The sequence below is a fragment of the Paenarthrobacter sp. NPDC089988 genome, from assembly GCF_044748465.1.
GTDB lineage: Bacteria > Actinomycetota > Actinomycetes > Actinomycetales > Micrococcaceae > Arthrobacter.
On the sequence record NZ_JBIVGD010000004.1, the window covers coordinates 2,502 to 22,543 of the forward strand.

Here is a 20,042-nt window from a genome sequence, read left to right on the forward strand (position 1 = left end):
GGTCGCAGGAAAACAAGAAACACCAAAACCGTGTCCCCAGCCCGAAGCTGCAGAAGGTCCTGTTGCCTCAGGACCCAACAGTGCACCAAACACAACCCCCACAACCAACACCCCAACACTTTCCCCACAACCACCACCCACCACAAAAAAGGGGGACAGCAATCGCCGTACTCGCACCAGGACACCAGCCCAGAAGCCATGCCAAAAAACATTTGATTCGTTGATATTCCACCCATGAGCACCCACCGCAGAACAGACGCCTGCGCAATGGGCAACACTGACAACCACCAGCCCCGCATGCACGGAAACCAGGAACGGTTGTTAGCAGCTCCTTAGAAAGGAGGTGATCCAGCCGCACCTTCCGGTACGGCTACCTTGTTACGACTTAGTCCCAATCGCCGGTCCCACCTTCGACGGCTCCCCCCACAAGGGTTAGGCCACCGGCTTCGGGTGTTACCAACTTTCGTGACTTGACGGGCGGTGTGTACAAGGCCCGGGAACGTATTCACCGCAGCGTTGCTGATCTGCGATTACTAGCGACTCCGACTTCATGGGGTCGAGTTGCAGACCCCAATCCGAACTGAGACCGGCTTTTTGGGATTAGCTCCACCTCACAGTATCGCAACCCTTTGTACCGGCCATTGTAGCATGCGTGAAGCCCAAGACATAAGGGGCATGATGATTTGACGTCGTCCCCACCTTCCTCCGAGTTGACCCCGGCAGTCTCCTATGAGTCCCCGGCCGAACCGCTGGCAACATAGAACGAGGGTTGCGCTCGTTGCGGGACTTAACCCAACATCTCACGACACGAGCTGACGACAACCATGCACCACCTGTAAACCGGCCGCAAGCGGGGCACCTGTCTCCAGGTCTTTCCGGTTCATGTCAAGCCTTGGTAAGGTTCTTCGCGTTGCATCGAATTAATCCGCATGCTCCGCCGCTTGTGCGGGCCCCCGTCAATTCCTTTGAGTTTTAGCCTTGCGGCCGTACTCCCCAGGCGGGGCACTTAATGCGTTAGCTACGGCGCGGAAAACGTGGAATGTCCCCCACACCTAGTGCCCAACGTTTACGGCATGGACTACCAGGGTATCTAATCCTGTTCGCTCCCCATGCTTTCGCTCCTCAGCGTCAGTTACAGCCCAGAGACCTGCCTTCGCCATCGGTGTTCCTCCTGATATCTGCGCATTTCACCGCTACACCAGGAATTCCAGTCTCCCCTACTGCACTCTAGTCTGCCCGTACCCACTGCAGAACCGGAGTTGAGCCCCGGTCTTTCACAGCAGACGCGACAAACCGCCTACGAGCTCTTTACGCCCAATAATTCCGGATAACGCTTGCGCCCTACGTATTACCGCGGCTGCTGGCACGTAGTTAGCCGGCGCTTCTTCTGCAAGTACCGTCACCCCGAAGGGCTTCTTCCCTACTGAAAGAGGTTTACAACCCGAAGGCCGTCATCCCTCACGCGGCGTCGCTGCATCAGGCTTGCGCCCATTGTGCAATATTCCCCACTGCTGCCTCCCGTAGGAGTCTGGGCCGTGTCTCAGTCCCAGTGTGGCCGGTCACCCTCTCAGGCCGGCTACCCGTCGTCGCCTTGGTAGGCCATTACCCCACCAACAAGCTGATAGGCCGCGAGTCCATCCAAAACCACAAAAGCTTTCCACCCCCCACCATGCGATGAGAAGTCATATCCGGTATTAGACCCAGTTTCCCAGGCTTATCCCAGAGTCAAGGGCAGGTTACTCACGTGTTACTCACCCGTTCGCCACTAATCCCCGGTGCAAGCACCAGTTCATCGTTCGACTTGCATGTGTTAAGCACGCCGCCAGCGTTCATCCTGAGCCAGGATCAAACTCTCCGTTCAAAACAAAAAACGAAACACAACCACCCCCACCGGAAATCACGGCAAAAGCAGCTGCAAATCTGAAACCAGCTGAAAACCAAACCACCACACACGGGGGTGCGCAATGACTTGGCAAAAAAATTCAACCAATCAATAAAACAATCGGTATCAACAAACTTGGCACACTATTGAGTTCTCAAACAACAGACACTAACCGGCACCACCAACCAAACGACTGGATCGCTCCGGAGCAACTTTTCAAACTTACCCGATCAACCAGCACTTCGCAAACCAGCATCACACTGATTTCCGAACCGATTACCGGACCCCACCCACCAACGGCACACTCAAAAGCACACCATTTTCCAGGCTGTCATCAAAGGGGGTTGGCCACCCGCGGTACCCAGCTTCACGCTGTCTCCCTCGCGGCGACTCAGAAAACATTACACGCCCACCAGCCCCCACACAAATCCACCCCAACACCACCCAAAAACCCCGAAAACACACCACAAACCAGACCACCACCCCCCCACACCACCCCCAAACCACCAAAACAAACCCACGTGAACCCCATCACAACCCACCACCCACCAACCAAAGGCGTCCAGGCACCCAAACCCAACCACCCACCAACCAAAGGCGTCCAGGCACCCAAACCCAACCACCCACCAACCAAAGGCGTCCAGGCACCCAAACCCAACCACCCGCCGTCGAACCCGCCCACGACCCCGGAACCTGAAAAGCGGACCCCCACACCGGCCACCAACTGCGAGAGCATCCGGGGGAAGGGGGGTTCGGTGAGAGAGCATCCGCCCCAAACGGCGATTCCGTGAGAGAGCATCCGGCCCAAACGGCGATTCGGTGAGAGAGCGTACGGTCCAAAGGGCGATTCCGTGAGAGAGCATCCGCCCCAAACGGCGATTCGGTGAGAGAGCATCCGGAAGGGAAGGGCGGTTCCGTGAGAGAGCATCCGCCCCAAAGGGCGGTTCGGTGAGAGAGCATCCGGAAGGGAAGGCGGCGGTGGGACAGGCACGCAACGCCCGTTAATGCCGAAAGGGCCGGCAACCAAACGGTTACCGGCCCTTTCAGAGCTTGGTGCTTACCAGGAAGACTTGGTGATACCCGGCAGCTCACCCTTGTGAGCCATGTCGCGGAAGCGAACGCGGGAGATACCGAACTTCTGGAAGGTGCCGCGGGGACGGCCGTCGATCTGGTCGCGGTTACGCAGACGGATCGGGGAGGCGTTGCGGGGCAGCTTCTGCAGGCCGAGGCGTGCAGCTTCGCGGGCTTCGTCAGACGCGTTGGGGTCAACCAGGGTCTTCTTCAGCTCGAGGCGCTTGGCCGCGTAGCGCTCTACGATGACCTTGCGCTGCTCGTTGCGAGCAATATTGGACTTCTTAGCCATGTGTTTAGCGCTCCTCTCGGAATTCGACGTGCTGGCGAATCTTGGGGTCGTACTTCTTCAGGACCAGGCGGTCCGGGTCGTTACGACGGTTCTTGCGCGTAACGTAGGTGTAGCCCGTGCCCGCAGTGGACTTGAGCTTGATGATGGGACGTACGTCCTTGTCCTTTGCCATTAGAGCTTCACTCCTCGTGCCAGGATCTCGGCGACGACCGCGTCGATGCCTCGTGCGTCAATTACCTTGATGCCCTTGGCCGACAGCGTCAGGGTGACGTTGCGGCGCAGGGACGGAACCCAGTAACGCTTCTTCTGGATGTTGGGATCGAACCGGCGCTTGTTGCGGCGGTGCGAGTGCGAAATGCTGTGTCCAAAGCCCGGCTCGGCTCCGGTCACTTGGCAGTGTGCTGCCATGACTCTCCTCCAAAGTTTTGATGTAACGGCGTGCAGGATCTTCCTGCAATACCGTGCGACAGGCAGCGTCCGCGTCCAGTCCACATCCATCCGCAATGACGCGGCGGGAGAAGGTTTCAGGACAGGGCAGTGAAAACCACTGCAGCAGATCCTGGGATACTGGGCGGATACAGGGATGCACGCAACTTGAGCCCCTAACTACCGGCCCACGGAATGCTGGTTCAAAACCAGCATTTGCCGCCAACCGGAGCAATTGCACACGCTCCGCACTACCTAGCGCCTAACTATTCTACGGGTACGGCCAAATTAAGACCAATCAGGAATCCGCAAAGAAAACACACTGATGGCCACGGCCGGGTTCCGCAGCGCCGCCCAGGACGGCTACAGCGGCCGGACCAGCTCTGGAAACTTGGGGTTCAGTCCATCCCCGGAGGACGTGCCCCGCACCCGGCGGACCACCCAGGGAACGGCAAATTCCCGCACCCACTTGGCGTTTTCCCGCACAGCTTCGGAGCGGCTCAGGAGACGCTCCGGTGCCATTTCCGGAATCTCGATCACGTGTTCGTGTTCCAAGACCTCCAGCACGCGCTTGGCCATGTTGAGGTGCCCGGCCGTGGACATGTGCATGCGATCGGTGTCCCACATGCGCCAATCGTCGTATTCGTCGAAGCGCCAGTAGTCCACAAGCAACGCCCCGTGGTGCTCGGCGATTTCGCGCACCAGTTCGTTGTAGATTGCCGTCCGGCCACGCATGGTGCTGAACACTTTGGAACCCCGGGCATCGAAACCGGTGAAGAGGACTACGGTGGCGCCCGTCGCGCTTAACTTGGCGATGCCGGCGTCGTAATCCTGCAGCAGCGAGTCGATGTCGATCTTGGGCCGCAGAATGTCGTTCGCGCCCGCGTACAGGGTCACCAGCGTGGGTTTGAGTTCGACGGCGGCGTCCACCTGCTCGGCCATGATCTGCCGCAGTTTCCTGCCGCGGATGGCCAGATTGGCGTAGCCGAAGCCCTCGTTGCTACGTGCCAGTTGCCCGGCCACGATGTCAGCCCAACCGCGGACTCCATTGGGGCGGGTAGCGTCGGCATCGCCGACACCCTCGGTGAACGAATCCCCCAAGGCAACATAGCGCGCAGAAAATTCCATGCCGCCAGTCTGCCACCCGCGCGCTGTGGCCTACAAAGTTCCTCAGGCCTGCGCGTCCCGGAGGATCCAGTGGTTGTTGTCCAGCCGCGCCACGATCTTCTCGCCGATGCGGGCCAAATCCGCAACGTCTTCCCTGGTGAGGGAGTCCATCATGAGCGTCCGCACCGACTCCACGTGGCCCGGCGCGAGCGACACAATGGTGTTCATGCCTGCCTCGGTCAGGTGGGCTACGGTGACGCGGGCATCGCGGGGGTGTGCTTGCCGCTCCACCCATCCACGTTTCTGGAGTTTGGTGACTACGTGCGACAAGCGTGAAAGGGATGCGCTGGTGCGGGCCGCCAGCTCGCTCATCGGCAGGAAGCGTCCCTCGGTTTCGGAGAGCATCGCCAGTACGTTGTAGTCGAAAAGTGACAGTTTCCCGGCCGATTGAAGCTGCGTATCCAGTGCTGCGGGAAGCAAGGTGTTAATGCTCAGCAAGGCCAACCAGGCACGGCGTTCGTCAGCGTTCAGCCAGCGGGGTTCAGTCATGGGTCCATCTTAGGAGAATCCCCTGTTTCCCCGGTCTCCGTGGGCAGCCAAACGGTAGGCTTTCCACATGTTCGTAGTCTCCCTGACCTACAAAGTTCCCGACGAAATCGTTGACTTCCACCGGCCGGGCCACATGGCCTGGCTTAAGGACGCGTTCGACGCCGGTGTCTTCCTTGCGTCCGGACGTCGCGTTCCGGCCATTGGCGGAGTCCTGCTCTCCAATGCGGACAGGCTCACCTTGGATGCGTCACTGTCCAAGGATCCCTTCTACAGCAACGGTGTGGCCGACTTCGAAATCATCGAGTTCACGGCTACCAGCGTCGCCGACGGCTACGAGAACCTGCTGGATTCCTGAGGCCTCGCTTTCGCCGTACCCAGTTTCTCCGGGAGCACCACTGGCATGAGTTCCGGCCATCGCGCGCCCAAGCGGTCGCCGCTGGAAACTCCACGGACCCTGCGCGAAAGCCAGGGGCCGACGTCGCGCTTAAGCCACGCAACGTCGTCGGCGATATTCTCTGTCACCGTACGCGACCGCGGCGGTGCGAAAGCCGGCGACGTCAGGTTGTGCGGCGCACCGAGGACTTCCAGCACTTTCTTGGCCATGTAGCAATGGCCGGGCCGGGACATGTGCAAGCGGTCGGGAGACCACATGCGCGGATCCTGGAACTTCTCGAAGCACCAATAGTCCACCAGAAGTGTCCCGTACGCGGCGGCGATGCGGCGGATGTGCCTGTTGTAGATGGCCGTGCGGAGCTTCAACGGTTCCAGCAATGGTGAGAGAGGCACGTTGTACCCGGTGAAAAGCACCACCGTGGCGCCACTGGCCTTGATGCGTCTGACTGCCTGCTCGTAGTCCTGCATGAGCCGGGCCAGGTTCAGGCGGGCCATCAGGAGATCGTTGCCGCCGGCGTAGAACGTGACCAGTGTTGGCTCCATGGCCAGGGCCGGTTCAATCTGTTCATCGATGATCCGCCGGAGACGGCGGCCTCGAATGGCCAGGTTGGAGTACCGCGTGGCCGGATCGTGCCGTGCGAGTTCTTCAGCCACCCTGTCAGCCCAACCGCGGCAGTTGTTGGGCAACCGGAGATCGTTGTCCCCAACTCCCTCCGTGAAGGAATCGCCCAGGGCCACGAACCGTACAGGCTGTTTCATTTCCTGGCTTCCTCCATGAGCTTCTTCAGGCCGCCTTTCCGCGGAACTTTGACGGGCTCCGGCCAGCGCGGGCTCAGTGAATCCCCCAGCGTGACGCCACGCAGCTTGCGTCCGAACAGCGGCAGCACCCAGTCATTGACCCAGCGGCGTTGCTTGCGCTCCCACTCGCGCAGGCTCATCCGGGTGGGCGGATCCCATTCCTTGGGCGAGATCTTATGAGGTACGTTCAACTGGTCCAGGACCCGGGCCGCCAGGTACTTGTGACCGGCTTTGGACATGTGCAGCCGGTCCGCTGCCCACATTCGGGGATCGTGGTAGGCGTCGAAGCACCAATAGTCCACCAGCACCGCACCGTATTTCTCCGCGACATCGCGGACGCGCTGGTTGTACTGGGTGTTGCGCTTCTTGAACGGTTCCAGGACCGCGGACACTTTGACGTCGTAGCCGGTAAAGAGCACCAGGGTGGCACCGGTCCCGGCAAGCCTGGCGACGAAGAGTTCGTAATCGTTCAGCAGGGCTTCCATGTCCGTGCCGAAATCCAGGATGTCGTTGCCCCCGGCGTAAAGGGTGATGAGAGTGGGTTCCATGGCCAGCGCCGGTTCAAGCTGTTCATCGATGATCTGTCGGAGACGCTTGCTGCGCACGGCGAGGTTGGCGTACTCCCAGCCCCGCTCAGCCTTGGCCAGCTTTTCAGCCACCCGGTCCGCCCAGCCGCGCACGCCGTTGGGCAGCACGGCGCTCGGGTCGCCAACGCCCTCGGTGAACGAGTCCCCCAAGGCGACATACCGCCGTCGTACGTTCTCCCCAGCCCCAACAACCACGCCGCCGACGCTACCGCCCCGCGGTTAAGCCCCGGCCAACCCCACATGAACCAACGCTCTCTCACCGAACACCCCTTAAACCCCAACGCTCTCTCACCGATCGCCCCTTAAACGCCAACGCTCGATCACCGAACACCCCAATTACCCAAACGCTCGATCACTGACCGAGAGAGCGTTGCGAAAAAGGGGCCATTTGGTGAGAGAGCGTTGCGAAAAAGGGGCCATTCGGTGAGAGAGCGTTGGAAGGGGCCGCCGCGGGGGCGGACCCAGCCGCAGCCAACCGGCCCACCCGAAGCGCCAGGTACTTAGCCCTCCGCTTTGCCTTGGCGCCAGTACCCCATGAAGGCAACCTGCTTCCGGTCGATGCCGACGTCGCGCACCAGGTAGCGGCGCATTTCCTTGATGACGAACGCTTCGCCGGCGATCCAGGCGTAGAACGGCAAGGCACCGGCGGGAAGGGTGGGGTTCTTGGTGGCTTCGATGGCTGCGGCGTCCATGCGCTGCGGGGTCTCCCACAGGATGTCCTGGTCCACGTTGACGTCTTCCGGTTCTGGACCGGCCGCTGCGTCCGCACCCTTCAGGCCTACCCAACCCGGAACGGGGACCGCCTTGGCCACGGCTTCCTTGAGGAGTTCACCGTGCGGGCGGGAGCGTCCAATCGCGGCGCCACGGGCAAGCCACGTGATTTCAATGTCGGCCGCCGTGCTGATGTCCTGGAAATCCGCCGCCGAGGGGACTTCAAGGAAAGCGTGGCCCGTCATGTCCGCGGGAAGGCTTTCGAGGATGGCGCTGATGGCCGGAACAGCGGTTTCGTCACCCGCGAGGAGCACGCGCTGGGCCAAGCCCGGACGCCATTCGATGCCACCGTACGCACCGGCGGTGGTGCACTGGGCTGCGCGGTTGTTGGGTCCGATAATGGTCAGCGCGTCGCCCGGCTTGGCTGCAACTGCCCAGTTGGCGGCGGGTCCACCGTGACCGGAATCGTCGAAGTGCATGACGAAGTCGATGTCGATCTCCGGGTACACGGCGTCGAGGCGCTCGGACCGGACGGTGTAGGTACGCATGGAGCCACGGACGGCGGGGTCCATGGCGAGCCACTCCTGGTACCAGCCTGCCTCCTCCATCTTGAACTCGGGGAGCGGGATGATGCTGCCGTCCTCGTCCAGGGACGGAATCATGAGTTTCACGCGCAAGTCAAGGGTGTCCCCTGCCACGCCGAAATCGCGGAGGGAGTAGCCGCCAAAGGTGATGCGGCGGAAGTTGGGGCTCAGTTCCTGGACCGCGGTGACGGTGACGTCGAAGGCCAGGGTCATCGGTTCCACTGCGGCGCTCGCTTTGGCCCGGGTGGGTTGTGCACTCATGAGGCGATCTCCAGTTCGTTGGCGTGACGGGCGTGGTGTTCAGTACGTGTCGGGGCTTGGGCGTGGTGACGTCCGATCGGAACGATCAGCGGCGTCCCGGAGATCGGATCCGGAACCACCCGGGATTCCAGGCCGAAAACGGTGTGGACCAGTTCCTCGGTGACCACCGCGGGGGCCAGACCTTCGGCCACGATGCAGCCGCCCTTCATGGCGATCACATGGTCCGCGTAACGCGCGGCGAGGTTGAGGTCGTGGAGCACGATCGCAACTGTGGTGCCGCGGCTGCGGTTCAGGTCCGTGACCAGGTCCAGGACCTCAACCTGGTGCGCGAGGTCCAAATACGTTGTGGGCTCATCGAGCAGCAGCACCTCGGTCTCTTGCGCCAAAGCCATCGCGATCCACACGCGTTGGCGCTGCCCGCCGGACAGTTCGTCGACGCTCCGCTCAGCGAGTTCCAGCGTTGCGGTGGCTTCGAGCGCGCGCTGCACGGCGGCGTCGTCCGTGGCGCTCCAACTGCGGAAGAAGCCTTGGTGCGGGTACCGTCCGCGGCCCACCAGGTCCCGCACGGTGATGCCGTCGGGCGCGGTGGGGTGCTGCGGGAGCAAGCCGAGGGTCCGGGCAAGTTCCCGGGCAGGACGCGAATGGATGTCCTTGCCATCCAGTGTCACCGCACCGCCCGCGGGCTTCAGGAGCCGGGACAATCCGCGGAGCAGGGTGGACTTGCCGCAGGCGTTGGCACCCACGATCATGGTCACCTTGCCCTCGGGAATCTCCGTGGTGAGGCCTTCCACCACCTTCCGCTGCTCGTACTGGAGCGTCAGGTCCTTGGCATTAAGGATGGCCATGTCAGGCCTCCTTTCGGTTCGACGTGAGCAGGAGCCACAGAAGGAAGGGCGCACCGAGGGCACCGGTAACGACGCCGACCGGAAGGACGGTTCCGTCGAGAATAACCGGAGCGAGGTTGGAGGCAAAGAAGTCGGCGGCAAGCACAATCAGCGCACCGGTAAGGGCCGACGCCGGGAGGCTCGGTTTGCGGACGATGCGGCGGGCAATCGGTCCCGCCAGGAAGGCGACGAACGCCACCGGGCCCGCTGCTGCGGTTGCGACGGCGGCCAGCCCGACGGCGGTCAGCACGAGTCCCAGCCGGGCGGCGTTGACCTTGATGCCCAATCCAGCAGCAGCGTCGTCGCCGAGTTCGAGCATGCGCAGCGGTCCCGCGAGGGCGATGACTGCCGGCACGAGGATCAGAAGCGCAACGGTCAGGACGCCCGTGCGTTCCCAGTTGGCAGAATTCAGCGAACCGTTGAGCCAGACCAAAGCATCGGCAGCGGTCCGGATATCCGCCCGGGTCATGAGGAAGTTCACGACGGCGTGGAGGGCTGCGGCGATTCCCACGCCTGCGAGGATGAGGCGGTTTCCGGCAGCGTTGCCGCGGCTGCCTGCCCCGGAGCCGGTCTTTCGGGAGATGGCATAGATGATGGCCGCGACGCCGAGTGCCCCGCCCAGGGCCGCACCGGAGATTACGGCGCCGGAAGCGCCGAAGACCACGATTGCAGTGACTGCTGCGGCGCTGGCTCCGTAGCTGATGCCGATGATGTCCGGGCTGGCCAGCGGGTTGCGGAGCATGGTCTGGAAGAGGGCACCGGCAAGGCCGAAGGCAACGCCGATCAGCGTCCCCACCATGGCACGGGGAAGCTTGTGTTCCATGACGATGAAGGTGGCACCAGGGATCTTCTCGCCCCCGGTCAGGTGGTTGAAGACGATCTTGACAAAATCCGGGATGGTCACGGTGTAGCTGCCCAAAAGGACGTACACCGCGAACATGATGAGGAGGGCCAGCGCCAGGAAGATCGTGGGGCTGAACAAGCGGCGGGATGGCGATTGATGCGGATTGCCGCTGATTGCCGGCTCGGCCGTGGATTTGAGGGTGGTCACAGTCCGGCCCCCTTTCCGCGGCGGATGAGCCAGACGAACACGGGAGCGCCGACGAGCGCCGTCATGATGCCCGCGGGAACTTCGCCAGGGAGGAGAATGACGCGGCCGATCACGTCCGCCACGATCAGCAGGATGGGTGCGGAAACCATGGAGAAGGGCAGGATCCAGCGGTAGTCCGGGCCCGTCAGCAGGCGGACGGCATGCGGAATGACCAGGCCGAGGAAGCCGATGGGACCCGCCAGTGCGGTAGCGGATCCGCAGAGGAGCACGATGCCCAGGCCGATGATGCCGCGGGACAGTGCAACATTCTGGCCGAGGCCGCGGGCAATGTCGTCGCCGAGAGCAAGGCTGTTGAGTACGCGGCCGCCGCCCACCACGATCAGGGCGCCAATCACCAGGAACGGCAGGGCGGGCAGGAGGACGGACCAGTCACGTCCACCGATGCTCCCCACTTGCCAGAAACGGAAGCGGTCCAGGGTGTCCTGGCTGGAAACGAGGATGACGTTCATCAGGGAGAACAATCCAGCGCTCAGCGCGGCGCCCGCCAGGGCGAGCTTGACCGGCGTCGCACCATCACGTCCGCGGGAGGCAATGGCATAAACCACGACGGCGGCCGCTGCGGCGCCGATAAAGGCGAACCAGATGTAGCCGGTCAGCGAGCCAATACCGAAAACATAGATGCCCACCACGACGGCCAAGGCAGCACCGGCGTTGAGGCCAAGGATGCCGGGATCGGCCAACGGGTTGCGGGCCACGCCCTGCATGGCCGCGCCGGCCAAGCCAAGGGCGGCTCCGGCCAGCAGGCCCAGCACGGTGCGCGGAATGCGCGCGATGACCACCGCATGGTCACCGTCGGCCGGGTTGAAGTGCGTGATGGCTTCCCAGATGGTGGAAAGGGGAAGCCCGCGCGCGCCGATCGCCAACGATGCGGCACACGCAGCTGCGAGTACGACGACGGCGACCAACAGCCAAGCGGTCCGCTTGCCTGCGCTTCGCGGCCGGGTTCCCCTTCCGGCCGTGTCGCTGCCTGGGGCGATGCCTCGCTGGTTACCCGGCACCGAAGTGCCACCAACCCGCCCCGCGGTAGCCGCCGTCGTCGTACTCAGTTTCATTGCTTTACTTGGCCGCGACCTTGTCGGCGGCGGCACCAAGCTGAGGCAGGAACGTGTCCAAAGCCCACGGCAGGCTCAGCGGCGACGAGGCGGAGATGGACAGGGTCAGCGTGTTGTCGGAGTCGGCAACCAGCGCGCCGGACTTGATGGCCGGAATCTGGCTCAGCAGCGGGTCGGTCTTGATGGCCTCTGCGGTGGTGGCATCCGGTACCCAGGTAACAAAGACGTCAGAGGCAAGCTCGTTGGCCTTCTCAGCGGACCACGGGATGAAGAAGTCCTTGTTGGTCTTGGTGTTCTCGGTGACCACAGGTGCCTGCTTCATGCCGATTTCGGAGAGGAAACGCGGGCGGTTGTCGATCGCGGTGTAGACGTTGACGCCGTCACCCTTGGCGGGCTCGAGGTTGCCGTAGATGAAGGTCTTGTCCTTGATCTGCGGGTACTTGGAAACCTTGTCCTTGATGGTGGACTCAGTGTCCTCGATCAGCTTTTTGGCTTCGGCTTCCTTGCCCAGGGCCTTTCCGATCAGGGTGGTGCTTTCCTGCCACGGGGTACCGTAGGCGAGCTCCGGCTGGGCCACGACGGGGGCGATTTCGCTGAGCTTCTTGTAGTCGGCTTCTTCCAGGCCCGAGTAGGCGGCCAGGATGACGTCCGGGCTGAGCTTGGCGATCTCGGTGAAGTTGATGCCGTCAGCCTCGGAGAACTGGACCGGGGCCTTGTCGGTGCCGAAGCCGGCACCGAGCTTCTCGAGGGCGGCGTCCTTCCAAGGGGTGGAGCCCTTGTCGTTGTTGCCCCACTCGTTCTTCGGAACACCAACCGGGACAACGCCCAGGGCGATCGCGATGTCGTCATTGACCCACGAGACGGTAACTACGCGCTTGGGCTGTTCCTTGATGGTGGTTTCACCGAAGACGTTCTTAATGGTGACGGGGAACGTCGCTGCGGAGGTGGCTTCGGACGTTGCCGGAGTGGAGGTGGCGGGTCCAGTGGAGCAGCCAGTGAGGGTAAGGGCGACGGCGGCGATTGCGACCGTCGCAGAACCTGCGGTCTTCAGCAGGGCGCGGCGTGGGAGAAGGGAAGCCACGGGACTCCTTAAGTAAGTGATGCGAACCTAAGTAAGGCTAGCCTAGCCTCTCGGTAATTACGAAACGTTTGCGTCGCCTAATCCCCTCATGACGCCAAAATACCGTTCAGCGCGCCCCAATTCGCACCCTCTCTCACCAAACCGCCCTTTTCCACCGGCCCTCTCTCACCCAACACCCCCTTCCCACCGTCCCTCTCTCACCCAACACGCCCTTCCCACCGACCCTCTCTCACCCAACACCCCCTTCCGGCGAACCCTCTCGCACCAAACGCCCCCTTCCCACCGACCCTCTCTTAGTGGACAGTCCCCCACGGAATTTGGGAGGATAGCGGCAGCGGACTACCGCTTCCATAGGAAATCGACGAGGGGATGAGCGTGCGCACTGAGTCAGTTGCCGCCGCCATGGGTTGCGAGGTGGCCGTATCGGCCTGCTTGGCACACCCCCACGCGTCGGCATTCTCCAGCTAGCACCAAGAGCACCGAAAACCAGCCCAACCTCTGGGCTCATTGACGTGCCTCGGTGTCCTTCGGTGACCGACGCCTCCCGTGCCATGACGCAGCGCAAGGCGCGCTGCCGACGTCGTCAATTTCCGAAAGAAAGCTTCGCCATGCAGAAAATCACTGCGCAACAAATCCGATCGTCCTTCATCAATGCCAGCCGTTCCGAGGCAGCCAAACTCAATCTCCCCCGGCACTTCGACTCAATCGAGTGGGAGTCCTTGGAGTTCCTGGGCTGGCGGGACGAGAAAATGCCCCAACGCGGGTACCTTGTCCTGCCGGCCAACGGCAAGCTCACAGGCGTCATGCTCCGGGCACCCGAAGGTGGCTCCGGCAAAAAGCGTGCCGTGCTCTGCGAGCTGTGCCGGGACGTGTTCTCCAAAGCAGACGTCTACTTGTGGGTCGCCAAGAAGGCCGGGCAATCCGGCAAGGACGGGAACACCGTGGGCACGTTGATCTGCGCCGAGTTCGGTTGCAGCGCCAACGTGCGCAAGGAACCGCCGGTCAACGAGATCAACCCCGACCCGGCCGCCGTCGTTCTCAAGCAGATCGCCGGGCTGGAATTCCGGACTGCCCAGTTCCTGGAGCGGGTCCGCGGGTAAGCCAATGTAGCTGGCAGTAGTGGTTGCTATGACGGCTCATAACAACCGCTACTGCCAGTTAGTTGGGTGCGCAGGCTCAGCGGAGCACGATATCCACGGGGTTTGCTTCCGAACGCCATGCCCCCGGCTCACCCGTGCCCGAAATGACCGGAGCGGTGAGCACACCCGAGCGGTTGGTGCGCTTGTCGCGGAGGATCTCCGTCACCGAGCCAAGGTGCCGCGAAAGATCGATCACGTTCTCGGGCGCCGCCAGCAGCAACTGGAAGCCGAACTCGTGGAGCGCCTTGATGCCTGCGCCGGCAAACTCCTCGGAAGCAAGCACGAAGGCCTCATCCATCATCACCGTTCCGTAGGTGGTGAAGCCTTGCTCGGCGATGCCCAGCTGGTAGCTCAATGCCGCGGCCATGATGAAGGCTGTAAACCGTTGACGTTCGCCACCGGACATGGACCCGGTGTCGGCGTGCATGAAGACCTCGGTCTTCGGCTTGCCCGACTTGCCGGTCTTGGCCGGGACTTCGCGGTGTTCCTTGCACTGGATGAACAGGTGCCCGCGGACATCCAGCACCTCCGCACGCCAGCGCCGGTCCTCGGGTGTCTGTGAACCAAGCCGCTTCACCAGGGTTTCGAGCGACTTGTAGCGTGCTGTGAGCTCGGCATCCTCGTCGGTTTCCGTTGCGGCCGCAGCATTGCGGGACGGCCGGGTGTGCTTGGCCTTCAAAGCGTTCTGGATGGCATCCTTGAACTGCTTTGCCGTGGCCGGCAGCGTCTGTTTGATGTCCAGTTCCAGATAGCTGCCCTCGTGGAAGTTCACGTCGGACAGGATCCCGTTCAGGGGCAGGATACGGCTGGTAATGGTGCGGCGTTCCTCATCGAGGAGGTGCAACAGCGTGCTGAAGGACTCGTGCGTCCGCTGGTTGAAGAACAGGCGGAACTCGGCTTCCTGGGCGGGCAAGCCGTCGTTCACGATCGCGTGGTACCGGGACTCGAAGTCCCCGGCGGCACCGATCGACGTGCCGTGGTCGGCGCTGATGGCGCTCCCCCAGTCGCGCACGAACGCTTCGAAGATGCGCGTCAGGCGTTCGGCCGTGGCTTGCCCCCGCGACTCGGCAGCGTGCAGCTCGTCGAGCAGTGTGTTGCGGACGGCGTTGGCGAGGTTGTCCAGCTCATGGAGTTCGGAAACGTCCGCGGCGCCGGCGAAGTACGGCTCAAGTGCCGCAACGGTGGAGCCCGACGGCGGTGCCTGCTCGAGCTTCAACCTCGCCGCGTCCAGCAGGCCGTCAGCCGTGGTCATCTGATGGTCGAGCGCTTTGTACTCGCTCTGGAGCACAGCGGCAGAACCTGTGGAGGACTGGTGTTTCTCCCGCACGGCCTCGATGTTGGCGCGCAAGGGTTCAAGGTCGGCCTGGGCAGCGAGGGCATCGGCAAGTCGCTGCTCGATCCGTGCCAGCTCGTCTGAGGCAACAGCCGCGGAAACCTGTTCCCACGGACGTTCATCCTCGGCCACACGGCGGAGGGCTTCCAGTTGGCGGGCCATTCCCTGGTGCGAATCCTCGCGGCTCTGGGCAAGTTCGGCGGCCTTGGCCAGTTCATTTTCCAGCTCGCCCGCGCGGGCGGCAACGAGTTCCAGCTTGGAGGCGTTGTCGAAGCCGAGCACGTAGTCCTGCCGGCTGGTGAAGCGGTCGTCCTTCTCCACAGTGTGCCTGTTGCGCTTGACCACACCACCGAGGCTCAAGCCCTTGTCGAGGGAGGCCAGTTCATCGGGATCCTCCACGCACGGGTACGCGAAGTCGATCGCAATCCGCTCACGGATCCATTCCCCCGCGTCCGCGTTGGCGCCTGAGGTGAGGATGCTCAACTTGGTCAAGAGGTCGCCGTCTGACACGTCCTCCACAGCCAGCGCGCCGCCGGCCAGTGGCTTGGACACATCAACGGCGCGCAGGGCGCCGCGGACGGTGTTGTCGTTGAGGTACCGTGTGACGGCCGCGAAGTGCTCACCCGGCACCAGGAGCGTGGTGGCGAGGTTGCGCAGTGCTCGCTCGGCCGCCGGGCGCCACTGTTCCTGCCCCTCAGCCAGGTCCATCAGCTCGCCACCGAAGGGCATCCGATCCTCCGGCACCCCGGTGGCCGCCGCGATCGCGGCCCGGTTTTCAATGCTCGAAGGCGGCAGGAGGGACTTGCGCGACCGCAGCGACAGGAGCTCCTGCCCGGCCGCGGCCAGTTCCCGCTTCTTGGTGGCGTGCGCATCGAAGGCCTCGAAGCGGAGTTCCTTCAGTGATTCCGAATCATCCTGCAAAGCAGCCGATCGGGCTGCGGCCTGCTCGTGCGCCTGGTCCCAGCCCTCCTCCGACCATTCCAGGTCCAGGCCGGCATCGCTCAACGCCTTCTTTGCGGATTCCTCCACCTGCTGGCGGAGCTTGAGACCCACCCGCGCATTCTCCAACGACTGCTCAATGGCCGAGATCGCGTTGCCACCGCGGTTGTTGTAATCCGACTCAAGCTCACGCAGTTCTTTGGCCAACGCGTCCCGCACGGTCCGCTCGGCCGCAAGTTCCTGGGCCTTCGACTGGGCCAACTCCTTGAACCGGGCCAGCGTCTTGGCGTGCACTGTCACCGCGAGCTGCTGCTTGTACGCGGCGAATTCCTCACCGGCGAGCTCGCGAAACCGGTTCGCGTCCAGAAGGGCCTGGGCATAGTACTTGTTCAACCCGGGAACCGGCGCCAACTGGTCGCGCTGCTGGCGGACGTCCTCCAGGCGCTGGCGGATGGACATCAGGTTGCTGAACTCTTCCACCACATCGTCGGCCGCGGCCAAGGTGGCCGGCGCATCAAGGACCTGGTCCCGGAAGAACGTATTCACGCTGCCGCCCAAACCCTTGCCTGCCTGGATCACGCGAAGCAGTGGAAGGGCCTGGTCCGAGTTGATTCCCAGCAGTCTGCGGAACCTCTCCGCGAAGGCCTTGTGGACGTCGAACACCTGTCCGTCGGGGAAGATCGACTCCAACGCACCCTTGGTAAAGCGCTTCTGGGCGATCCCTTCAATGGCCTCGAGGTCCAGGGGCTTGCTGTCGATCACATAGAAGCGACCAACGCTGGACTCCGTGCCGTTCTTGGGCAGGTCGAACAACGCAGAGACCGTCACTTTGGTGCCGGCAGCGTTGTCGAACGTCAGCGCGACGGCGGACCACGTGGCACCCGGGCGCTGGAAGGCACTGGCCGAGCCGTCCCCCACGGCCTTATCACCAACTTTGCCGCGCATGTAGGTAAACGTGGTTCTCTTGTCCTCCACAGCACCGCCCGAGCGCTGGGCAGCGGCCTCGTTGGAACGCGGACGGGCGTCGAAAACGCGAAGCATCGCGTCAAACAGCGTCGACTTGCCAACACCGGAGTTGCCGGTGAGCAGAGTGCCGTTGCGGTCCACGTGCATGGTGTGGGCGCCATGGAAGGTGCCCCAATTGACCACCTGGACGAGTGCGAGGCGCATCTGGCCGGGGTTGGTGAGTTCGCCTAGGGGGAGCATGCTTGCGATGGTCACTTGGCTGCTCCTTTGCCTTCTGAGGTGGCTGAGTCCGCGGCGGTACTCACCGTGGAGGGCCCGTCGCTGTCCGTGTCGTCGTCCAGGTCGTCATCTGAAGGGCTGGTTTGGTTTGAATCGGGGTCCAGGTCCAGCAGCGGCTCCGTCCCTGATTCGTCGGCTGCTACGGCTACCAAGGACTCGATGTGGGCCGGGATGTCTCCGATGTTTTCGAACGGGAGGGCCAGTGGGAGGGCATTGCTGATGGTGTAGGTGTCGTCGAGTGGGGTGGGGAGGAGGAGTTGGCGGGCCAGGAGTTTGGTGATGGTGCGCGTGACCACGTCCGAGTCGCGCAACGCGTCCTGCTGGCCGGCGGGGGTGTAGTTTCCCACGAGGTCCGAGATCTCTTCGCGGGTGATGCTAGGGTCTGTCTGGGCTGTCACGTGGCGGTCCAGGAGAAGGCGCAAGCGCAGCAAGACAATCGTTTCCACGCGGCTGAGTGCCCTTTGCTGCCGCAGGATGCTCGAACGCGAACTGGCTCCGATGATCTCGGGATCAACCGGGCGCAGGACTGCGATCTTGCGGTCGTGGTCCAGTTGCAGGGTGAGGAACAGCTCCGAGAGGCGGCTGCGGAGGATCAACTGGTTGTCCAGGAGGGTGGTCCACAGTTTCTCGTCCCGGCCGCCATCGATGTAGGGGCCCTTGAGGAGCTTAACCAGGGCGTGCCGGACCTTCATTGGCAGGACGCCGGTATCTCCGGGGAACAGAGCGGCCCCATCCACGAAAGTGTCGCGGGGGGTGATCCGGAACGGGTCCGCGGCGTGTTCAACGGGAACCGAGCCAGTGGAAGCAGCCTCGTCGGTGACGTCCTCCTCAAAGGTGGCGTCCGTCGTCGTGATTTCCTCAGTCATCAGAATCCTCATTCAGCGAGACGACCGGCAGGTACGCCGTGCGGATGCTGCCGTCGATTTGTTCGAAGTCGATGTGTTCCCACGTGGCCCGGTCAAAGGCCGCACCTGACTGTAAGGCCATGGACAGGAGGGAACGGACGGTATTGATGTGCCGTTCTTCGGGTGGCAGGTTCTCCCATGCCTCGCCGATGGTGGCCGAACCAGCCATGGCGGCACGCACGACGGCGGGCCGCGCCTTTCCGGTGCGGGCGGACTTCACGCGGTCCGAGTCGCTGAAGGCGATGGGGTCGGCCAGGCGCGGCGGAGTGGCGAACTCGTCCGGGTCGAAGAGCTTGACCATGGCGAGCGATTCGAACCCCGCGTTGTACAGGACGGGCCCGGGAACCAAGCCGGGCCGGTCGCGTTCGTAGGGAAGCGATCTGATGGCATGCTCGGCCTCGGCGAGGACCTTCCGCAGACTCACGGATTGACGGACGTCGTCGCTCTGGATGTACGTGTTAAGGCTCTCAGAAAGTTTGCCGTAGATCCGCTGGATCTGGCTGTGCTGCGTGCGAAGCTCGGCCACGAGGTTCTTCAGCGTCTCGCGGTCTTCGTGCGAGAGGTCGTCGGCGAATTGCCGGCTCAGCACCTCGCCGATGGCCGAGCGGAAGCGCAACTGCTGCTGCGGATCCTCTAGGAACGCCGTGAAGGAACGGAACGTACGGCCTTCCGGGCTTTGCCGGAGCCGCTTGTCCGCTTCCAGTACCTGGGCCATCGTGGCCCCTTTGCTGAGGGACTCCTCGATGATCTGGTTCCGCAGTTCGCCCACCAGCTCTTCGATGCGGTCACGCATTTTCTTGTAGTCGGCGGGCAAGCTGGCCGCGAGGTCCAGGATGTTGCCGGCTGCTTCTACGGCTTCGTCGTCATCAAGGAGGCCATCGAACTCGCCCGAGCTGATGTCCTCCACCAGCTGTTGGCGCTCCTGGATTTCTTCTTCGAGGGCTTCCAAGCGTGCGCTTTGGTCCGGGTTGGTCTCGTTGGCGAGCTTTTCGACGTCGCCGAGCAAGGTACCCAGGCGGGAACCGTTGAGGGTGGAGCGTTCGCTGGAGAGGCTGTCGAGGAACGCGAGCACGCGGGCCGCGGCTTCGGTGACTTCATAGACGATCTGGCCGGACTGGTTACGGCGCGTCAGGAATTGTTTGCGGGTCCACTCGTCGCCGAACGACTTGCCGTTTTGCTGGCCGCCCAGCGCCGGGTCCTGGCGGCGGAGCTGCTCAAGGAAAGCGTCGACGTCGGCATGGAACTCTTCGAGCGGAAGCTGCGGCCGGGTGCGGGTGAAGGATGCCTGGAGAACGGCGATCACCCAGGGCGCCGAGCGGGTCAGTGCCCAGGCAGGTCCCTTGGTCAGCTGTTCGAGGTCGCGAAGCCGGGCACTGATGGCGTCGGCGGAGGACATGGCTGAACGGGACAACTACTCTCCTTCAGCTGCTGCGAAACCTGACAGGCAGCGAAAACTGCCCCGTACAAGGTTAACGCAGAGTGTCCGCACCCAAGTAAGTCGCAGTTCGCGTCGTTCCCAGCGCTGGGAACGACGCGAACTGCGACCCAGTTGGGTGCGCCGCCCACGCAGGCGAGCGCCGCCGTCGTGCCCTTTCCGTGACCTACCGCAGGGTATGGTTTCGATCCCGTATCAACCGCGTTTCCCTGCTGGCCGCAAACGGCCGACGCCCCTATGGTCAGATCATCGACGCC

The 20,042-nt window shown here is 63.0% G+C and carries 17 protein-coding genes and 2 rRNA genes (1 of these 19 only partly in view); 2 read left to right on the forward strand and 17 right to left on the reverse strand.

The features are described from left to right. From ACIPV6_RS06920 to ACIPV6_RS06950, 7 genes are all read right to left on the reverse strand, one after another. Positions 1-90: ribosomal RNA gene (locus ACIPV6_RS06920) — 23S ribosomal RNA — on the reverse strand (its annotated part extends 2,501 nt beyond the left edge of the window); the annotation flags it as partial. 246 nt (positions 91-336) lie between these two features. Continuing rightward, positions 337-1,861, reverse strand: a 16S ribosomal RNA gene (locus ACIPV6_RS06925). Positions 1,862-2,939: 1,078 nt separating this feature from the next. Beyond that, the gene (rpsN, locus tag ACIPV6_RS06930) at positions 2,940-3,245 is read right to left on the reverse strand and encodes a 30S ribosomal protein S14 (protein WP_400270166.1); all 306 of its coding nucleotides are present in this window, start codon (positions 3,243-3,245) and stop codon (positions 2,940-2,942) included. 4 nt (positions 3,246-3,249) lie between these two features. Further along, a complete protein-coding gene (rpmG, locus tag ACIPV6_RS06935) occupies positions 3,250-3,417 on the reverse strand; it encodes a 50S ribosomal protein L33 (RefSeq protein WP_003798558.1) in 168 nt (55 codons plus the stop codon). Beyond that, the gene (gene rpmB / locus ACIPV6_RS06940; RefSeq protein ID WP_387435675.1) at positions 3,417-3,653 is read right to left on the reverse strand and encodes a 50S ribosomal protein L28; all 237 of its coding nucleotides are present in this window, start codon (positions 3,651-3,653) and stop codon (positions 3,417-3,419) included. Before rpmB ends, rpmG begins: the two co-directional genes overlap by 1 nt. Positions 3,654-4,034: 381 nt before the next feature. Then, on the reverse strand, positions 4,035-4,799 hold the full coding sequence (locus ACIPV6_RS06945) for an SGNH/GDSL hydrolase family protein (protein ID WP_400270167.1): 765 nt from the start codon (positions 4,797-4,799) through the stop codon (positions 4,035-4,037). Between the two features lie 42 nt (positions 4,800-4,841). Next, entirely contained in the window at positions 4,842-5,327 is a 486-nt protein-coding gene (locus ACIPV6_RS06950; protein WP_400270168.1) for a MarR family winged helix-turn-helix transcriptional regulator, read from the reverse strand. A 67-nt stretch (positions 5,328-5,394) separates the two neighbouring features. Between ACIPV6_RS06950 and ACIPV6_RS06955 the strand changes: the two genes are divergently transcribed. Next, a complete protein-coding gene (locus tag ACIPV6_RS06955; RefSeq protein ID WP_400270169.1) occupies positions 5,395-5,682 on the forward strand; it encodes a YciI family protein in 288 nt (95 codons plus the stop codon). Here the strand turns inward: ACIPV6_RS06955 and ACIPV6_RS06960 are convergent. The 7 genes from ACIPV6_RS06960 to ACIPV6_RS06990 all read right to left on the reverse strand — a co-directional run bounded on the left by ACIPV6_RS06960 (position 5,658) and on the right by ACIPV6_RS06990 (position 12,789). Further along, positions 5,658-6,479 (reverse strand): SGNH/GDSL hydrolase family protein, encoded by an 822-nt coding sequence (locus tag ACIPV6_RS06960; RefSeq protein WP_400270170.1) that lies wholly within the window; start codon positions 6,477-6,479, stop codon positions 5,658-5,660. The genes ACIPV6_RS06955 and ACIPV6_RS06960 overlap by 25 nt on opposite strands. Then, entirely contained in the window at positions 6,476-7,300 is an 825-nt protein-coding gene (locus tag ACIPV6_RS06965) for an SGNH/GDSL hydrolase family protein (RefSeq protein ID WP_400270171.1), read from the reverse strand. The genes ACIPV6_RS06960 and ACIPV6_RS06965 overlap by 4 nt, the downstream gene beginning before the upstream one ends. A 305-nt stretch (positions 7,301-7,605) precedes the next feature. Beyond that, positions 7,606-8,661, reverse strand: coding sequence for a siderophore-interacting protein (locus ACIPV6_RS06970; RefSeq protein WP_400270172.1), 1,056 nt, complete (start codon positions 8,659-8,661; stop codon positions 7,606-7,608). After that, a complete protein-coding gene (locus tag ACIPV6_RS06975) occupies positions 8,658-9,506 on the reverse strand; it encodes an ABC transporter ATP-binding protein (RefSeq protein ID WP_400270173.1) in 849 nt (282 codons plus the stop codon). The genes ACIPV6_RS06970 and ACIPV6_RS06975 overlap by 4 nt, the downstream gene beginning before the upstream one ends. A gap of 1 nt (position 9,507) precedes the next feature. After that, positions 9,508-10,485 carry a FecCD family ABC transporter permease gene (locus tag ACIPV6_RS06980; protein WP_400270396.1) on the reverse strand — a complete coding sequence of 326 codons (978 nt, stop codon included), beginning with the start codon at positions 10,483-10,485 and terminating at the stop codon, positions 9,508-9,510. Positions 10,486-10,592: 107 nt separating this feature from the next. Continuing rightward, positions 10,593-11,708: a FecCD family ABC transporter permease gene (locus ACIPV6_RS06985; RefSeq protein WP_397326686.1), complete on the reverse strand. Its 1,116-nt coding sequence runs from the start codon at positions 11,706-11,708 to the stop codon at positions 10,593-10,595. Positions 11,709-11,712: 4 nt separating this feature from the next. Further along, positions 11,713-12,789 carry an iron-siderophore ABC transporter substrate-binding protein gene (locus tag ACIPV6_RS06990; protein ID WP_400270174.1) on the reverse strand — a complete coding sequence of 359 codons (1,077 nt, stop codon included), beginning with the start codon at positions 12,787-12,789 and terminating at the stop codon, positions 11,713-11,715. Positions 12,790-13,397: 608 nt separating this feature from the next. Between ACIPV6_RS06990 and ACIPV6_RS06995 the strand changes: the two genes are divergently transcribed. After that, positions 13,398-13,889: an FBP domain-containing protein gene (locus tag ACIPV6_RS06995; RefSeq protein WP_400270175.1), complete on the forward strand. Its 492-nt coding sequence runs from the start codon at positions 13,398-13,400 to the stop codon at positions 13,887-13,889. A gap of 76 nt (positions 13,890-13,965) precedes the next feature. Here the strand turns inward: ACIPV6_RS06995 and ACIPV6_RS07000 are convergent, their stop codons facing one another. Genes ACIPV6_RS07000 through ACIPV6_RS07010 form a run of 3 tightly spaced genes read right to left on the reverse strand, consistent with a single transcriptional unit; the run spans position 13,966 to position 19,761 of the window. Continuing rightward, entirely contained in the window at positions 13,966-17,421 is a 3,456-nt protein-coding gene (locus tag ACIPV6_RS07000) for an ATP-binding protein (protein ID WP_400270176.1), read from the reverse strand. After that, positions 17,418-18,311, reverse strand: coding sequence for a DUF4194 domain-containing protein (locus tag ACIPV6_RS07005; RefSeq protein ID WP_400270177.1), 894 nt, complete (start codon positions 18,309-18,311; stop codon positions 17,418-17,420). Before ACIPV6_RS07005 ends, ACIPV6_RS07000 begins: the two co-directional genes overlap by 4 nt. Further along, positions 18,304-19,761, reverse strand: coding sequence for a DUF3375 family protein (locus tag ACIPV6_RS07010; RefSeq protein WP_397326701.1), 1,458 nt, complete (start codon positions 19,759-19,761; stop codon positions 18,304-18,306). Before ACIPV6_RS07010 ends, ACIPV6_RS07005 begins: the two co-directional genes overlap by 8 nt. Between the last annotated feature and the right edge of the window lie 281 nt (positions 19,762-20,042).

What these genes read in the sequence shown, in the direction of transcription:
- rpsN (WP_400270166.1), bottom strand. Translation starts at nt 3,245, where the DNA reads ATGGCTAAGAAGTCCAATATTGCTCGCAACGAGCAGCGCAAGGTCATC.
- rpmG (WP_003798558.1), bottom strand. Translation starts at nt 3,417, where the DNA reads ATGGCAAAGGACAAGGACGTACGTCCCATCATCAAGCTCAAGTCCACT.
- rpmB (WP_387435675.1), bottom strand. Translation starts at nt 3,653, where the DNA reads ATGGCAGCACACTGCCAAGTGACCGGAGCCGAGCCGGGCTTTGGACAC.
- ACIPV6_RS06945 (WP_400270167.1), bottom strand. Translation starts at nt 4,799, where the DNA reads ATGGAATTTTCTGCGCGCTATGTTGCCTTGGGGGATTCGTTCACCGAG.
- ACIPV6_RS06950 (WP_400270168.1), bottom strand. Translation starts at nt 5,327, where the DNA reads ATGACTGAACCCCGCTGGCTGAACGCTGACGAACGCCGTGCCTGGTTG.
- ACIPV6_RS06955 (WP_400270169.1), top strand. Translation starts at nt 5,395, where the DNA reads ATGTTCGTAGTCTCCCTGACCTACAAAGTTCCCGACGAAATCGTTGAC.
- ACIPV6_RS06960 (WP_400270170.1), bottom strand. Translation starts at nt 6,479, where the DNA reads ATGAAACAGCCTGTACGGTTCGTGGCCCTGGGCGATTCCTTCACGGAG.
- ACIPV6_RS06970 (WP_400270172.1), bottom strand. Translation starts at nt 8,661, where the DNA reads ATGAGTGCACAACCCACCCGGGCCAAAGCGAGCGCCGCAGTGGAACCG.
- ACIPV6_RS06975 (WP_400270173.1), bottom strand. Translation starts at nt 9,506, where the DNA reads ATGGCCATCCTTAATGCCAAGGACCTGACGCTCCAGTACGAGCAGCGG.
- ACIPV6_RS06980 (WP_400270396.1), bottom strand. Translation starts at nt 10,485, where the DNA reads ATGTTCGCGGTGTACGTCCTTTTGGGCAGCTACACCGTGACCATCCCG.
- ACIPV6_RS06985 (WP_397326686.1), bottom strand. Translation starts at nt 11,708, where the DNA reads ATGAAACTGAGTACGACGACGGCGGCTACCGCGGGGCGGGTTGGTGGC.
- ACIPV6_RS06995 (WP_400270175.1), top strand. Translation starts at nt 13,398, where the DNA reads ATGCAGAAAATCACTGCGCAACAAATCCGATCGTCCTTCATCAATGCC.
- ACIPV6_RS07005 (WP_400270177.1), bottom strand. Translation starts at nt 18,311, where the DNA reads ATGACTGAGGAAATCACGACGACGGACGCCACCTTTGAGGAGGACGTC.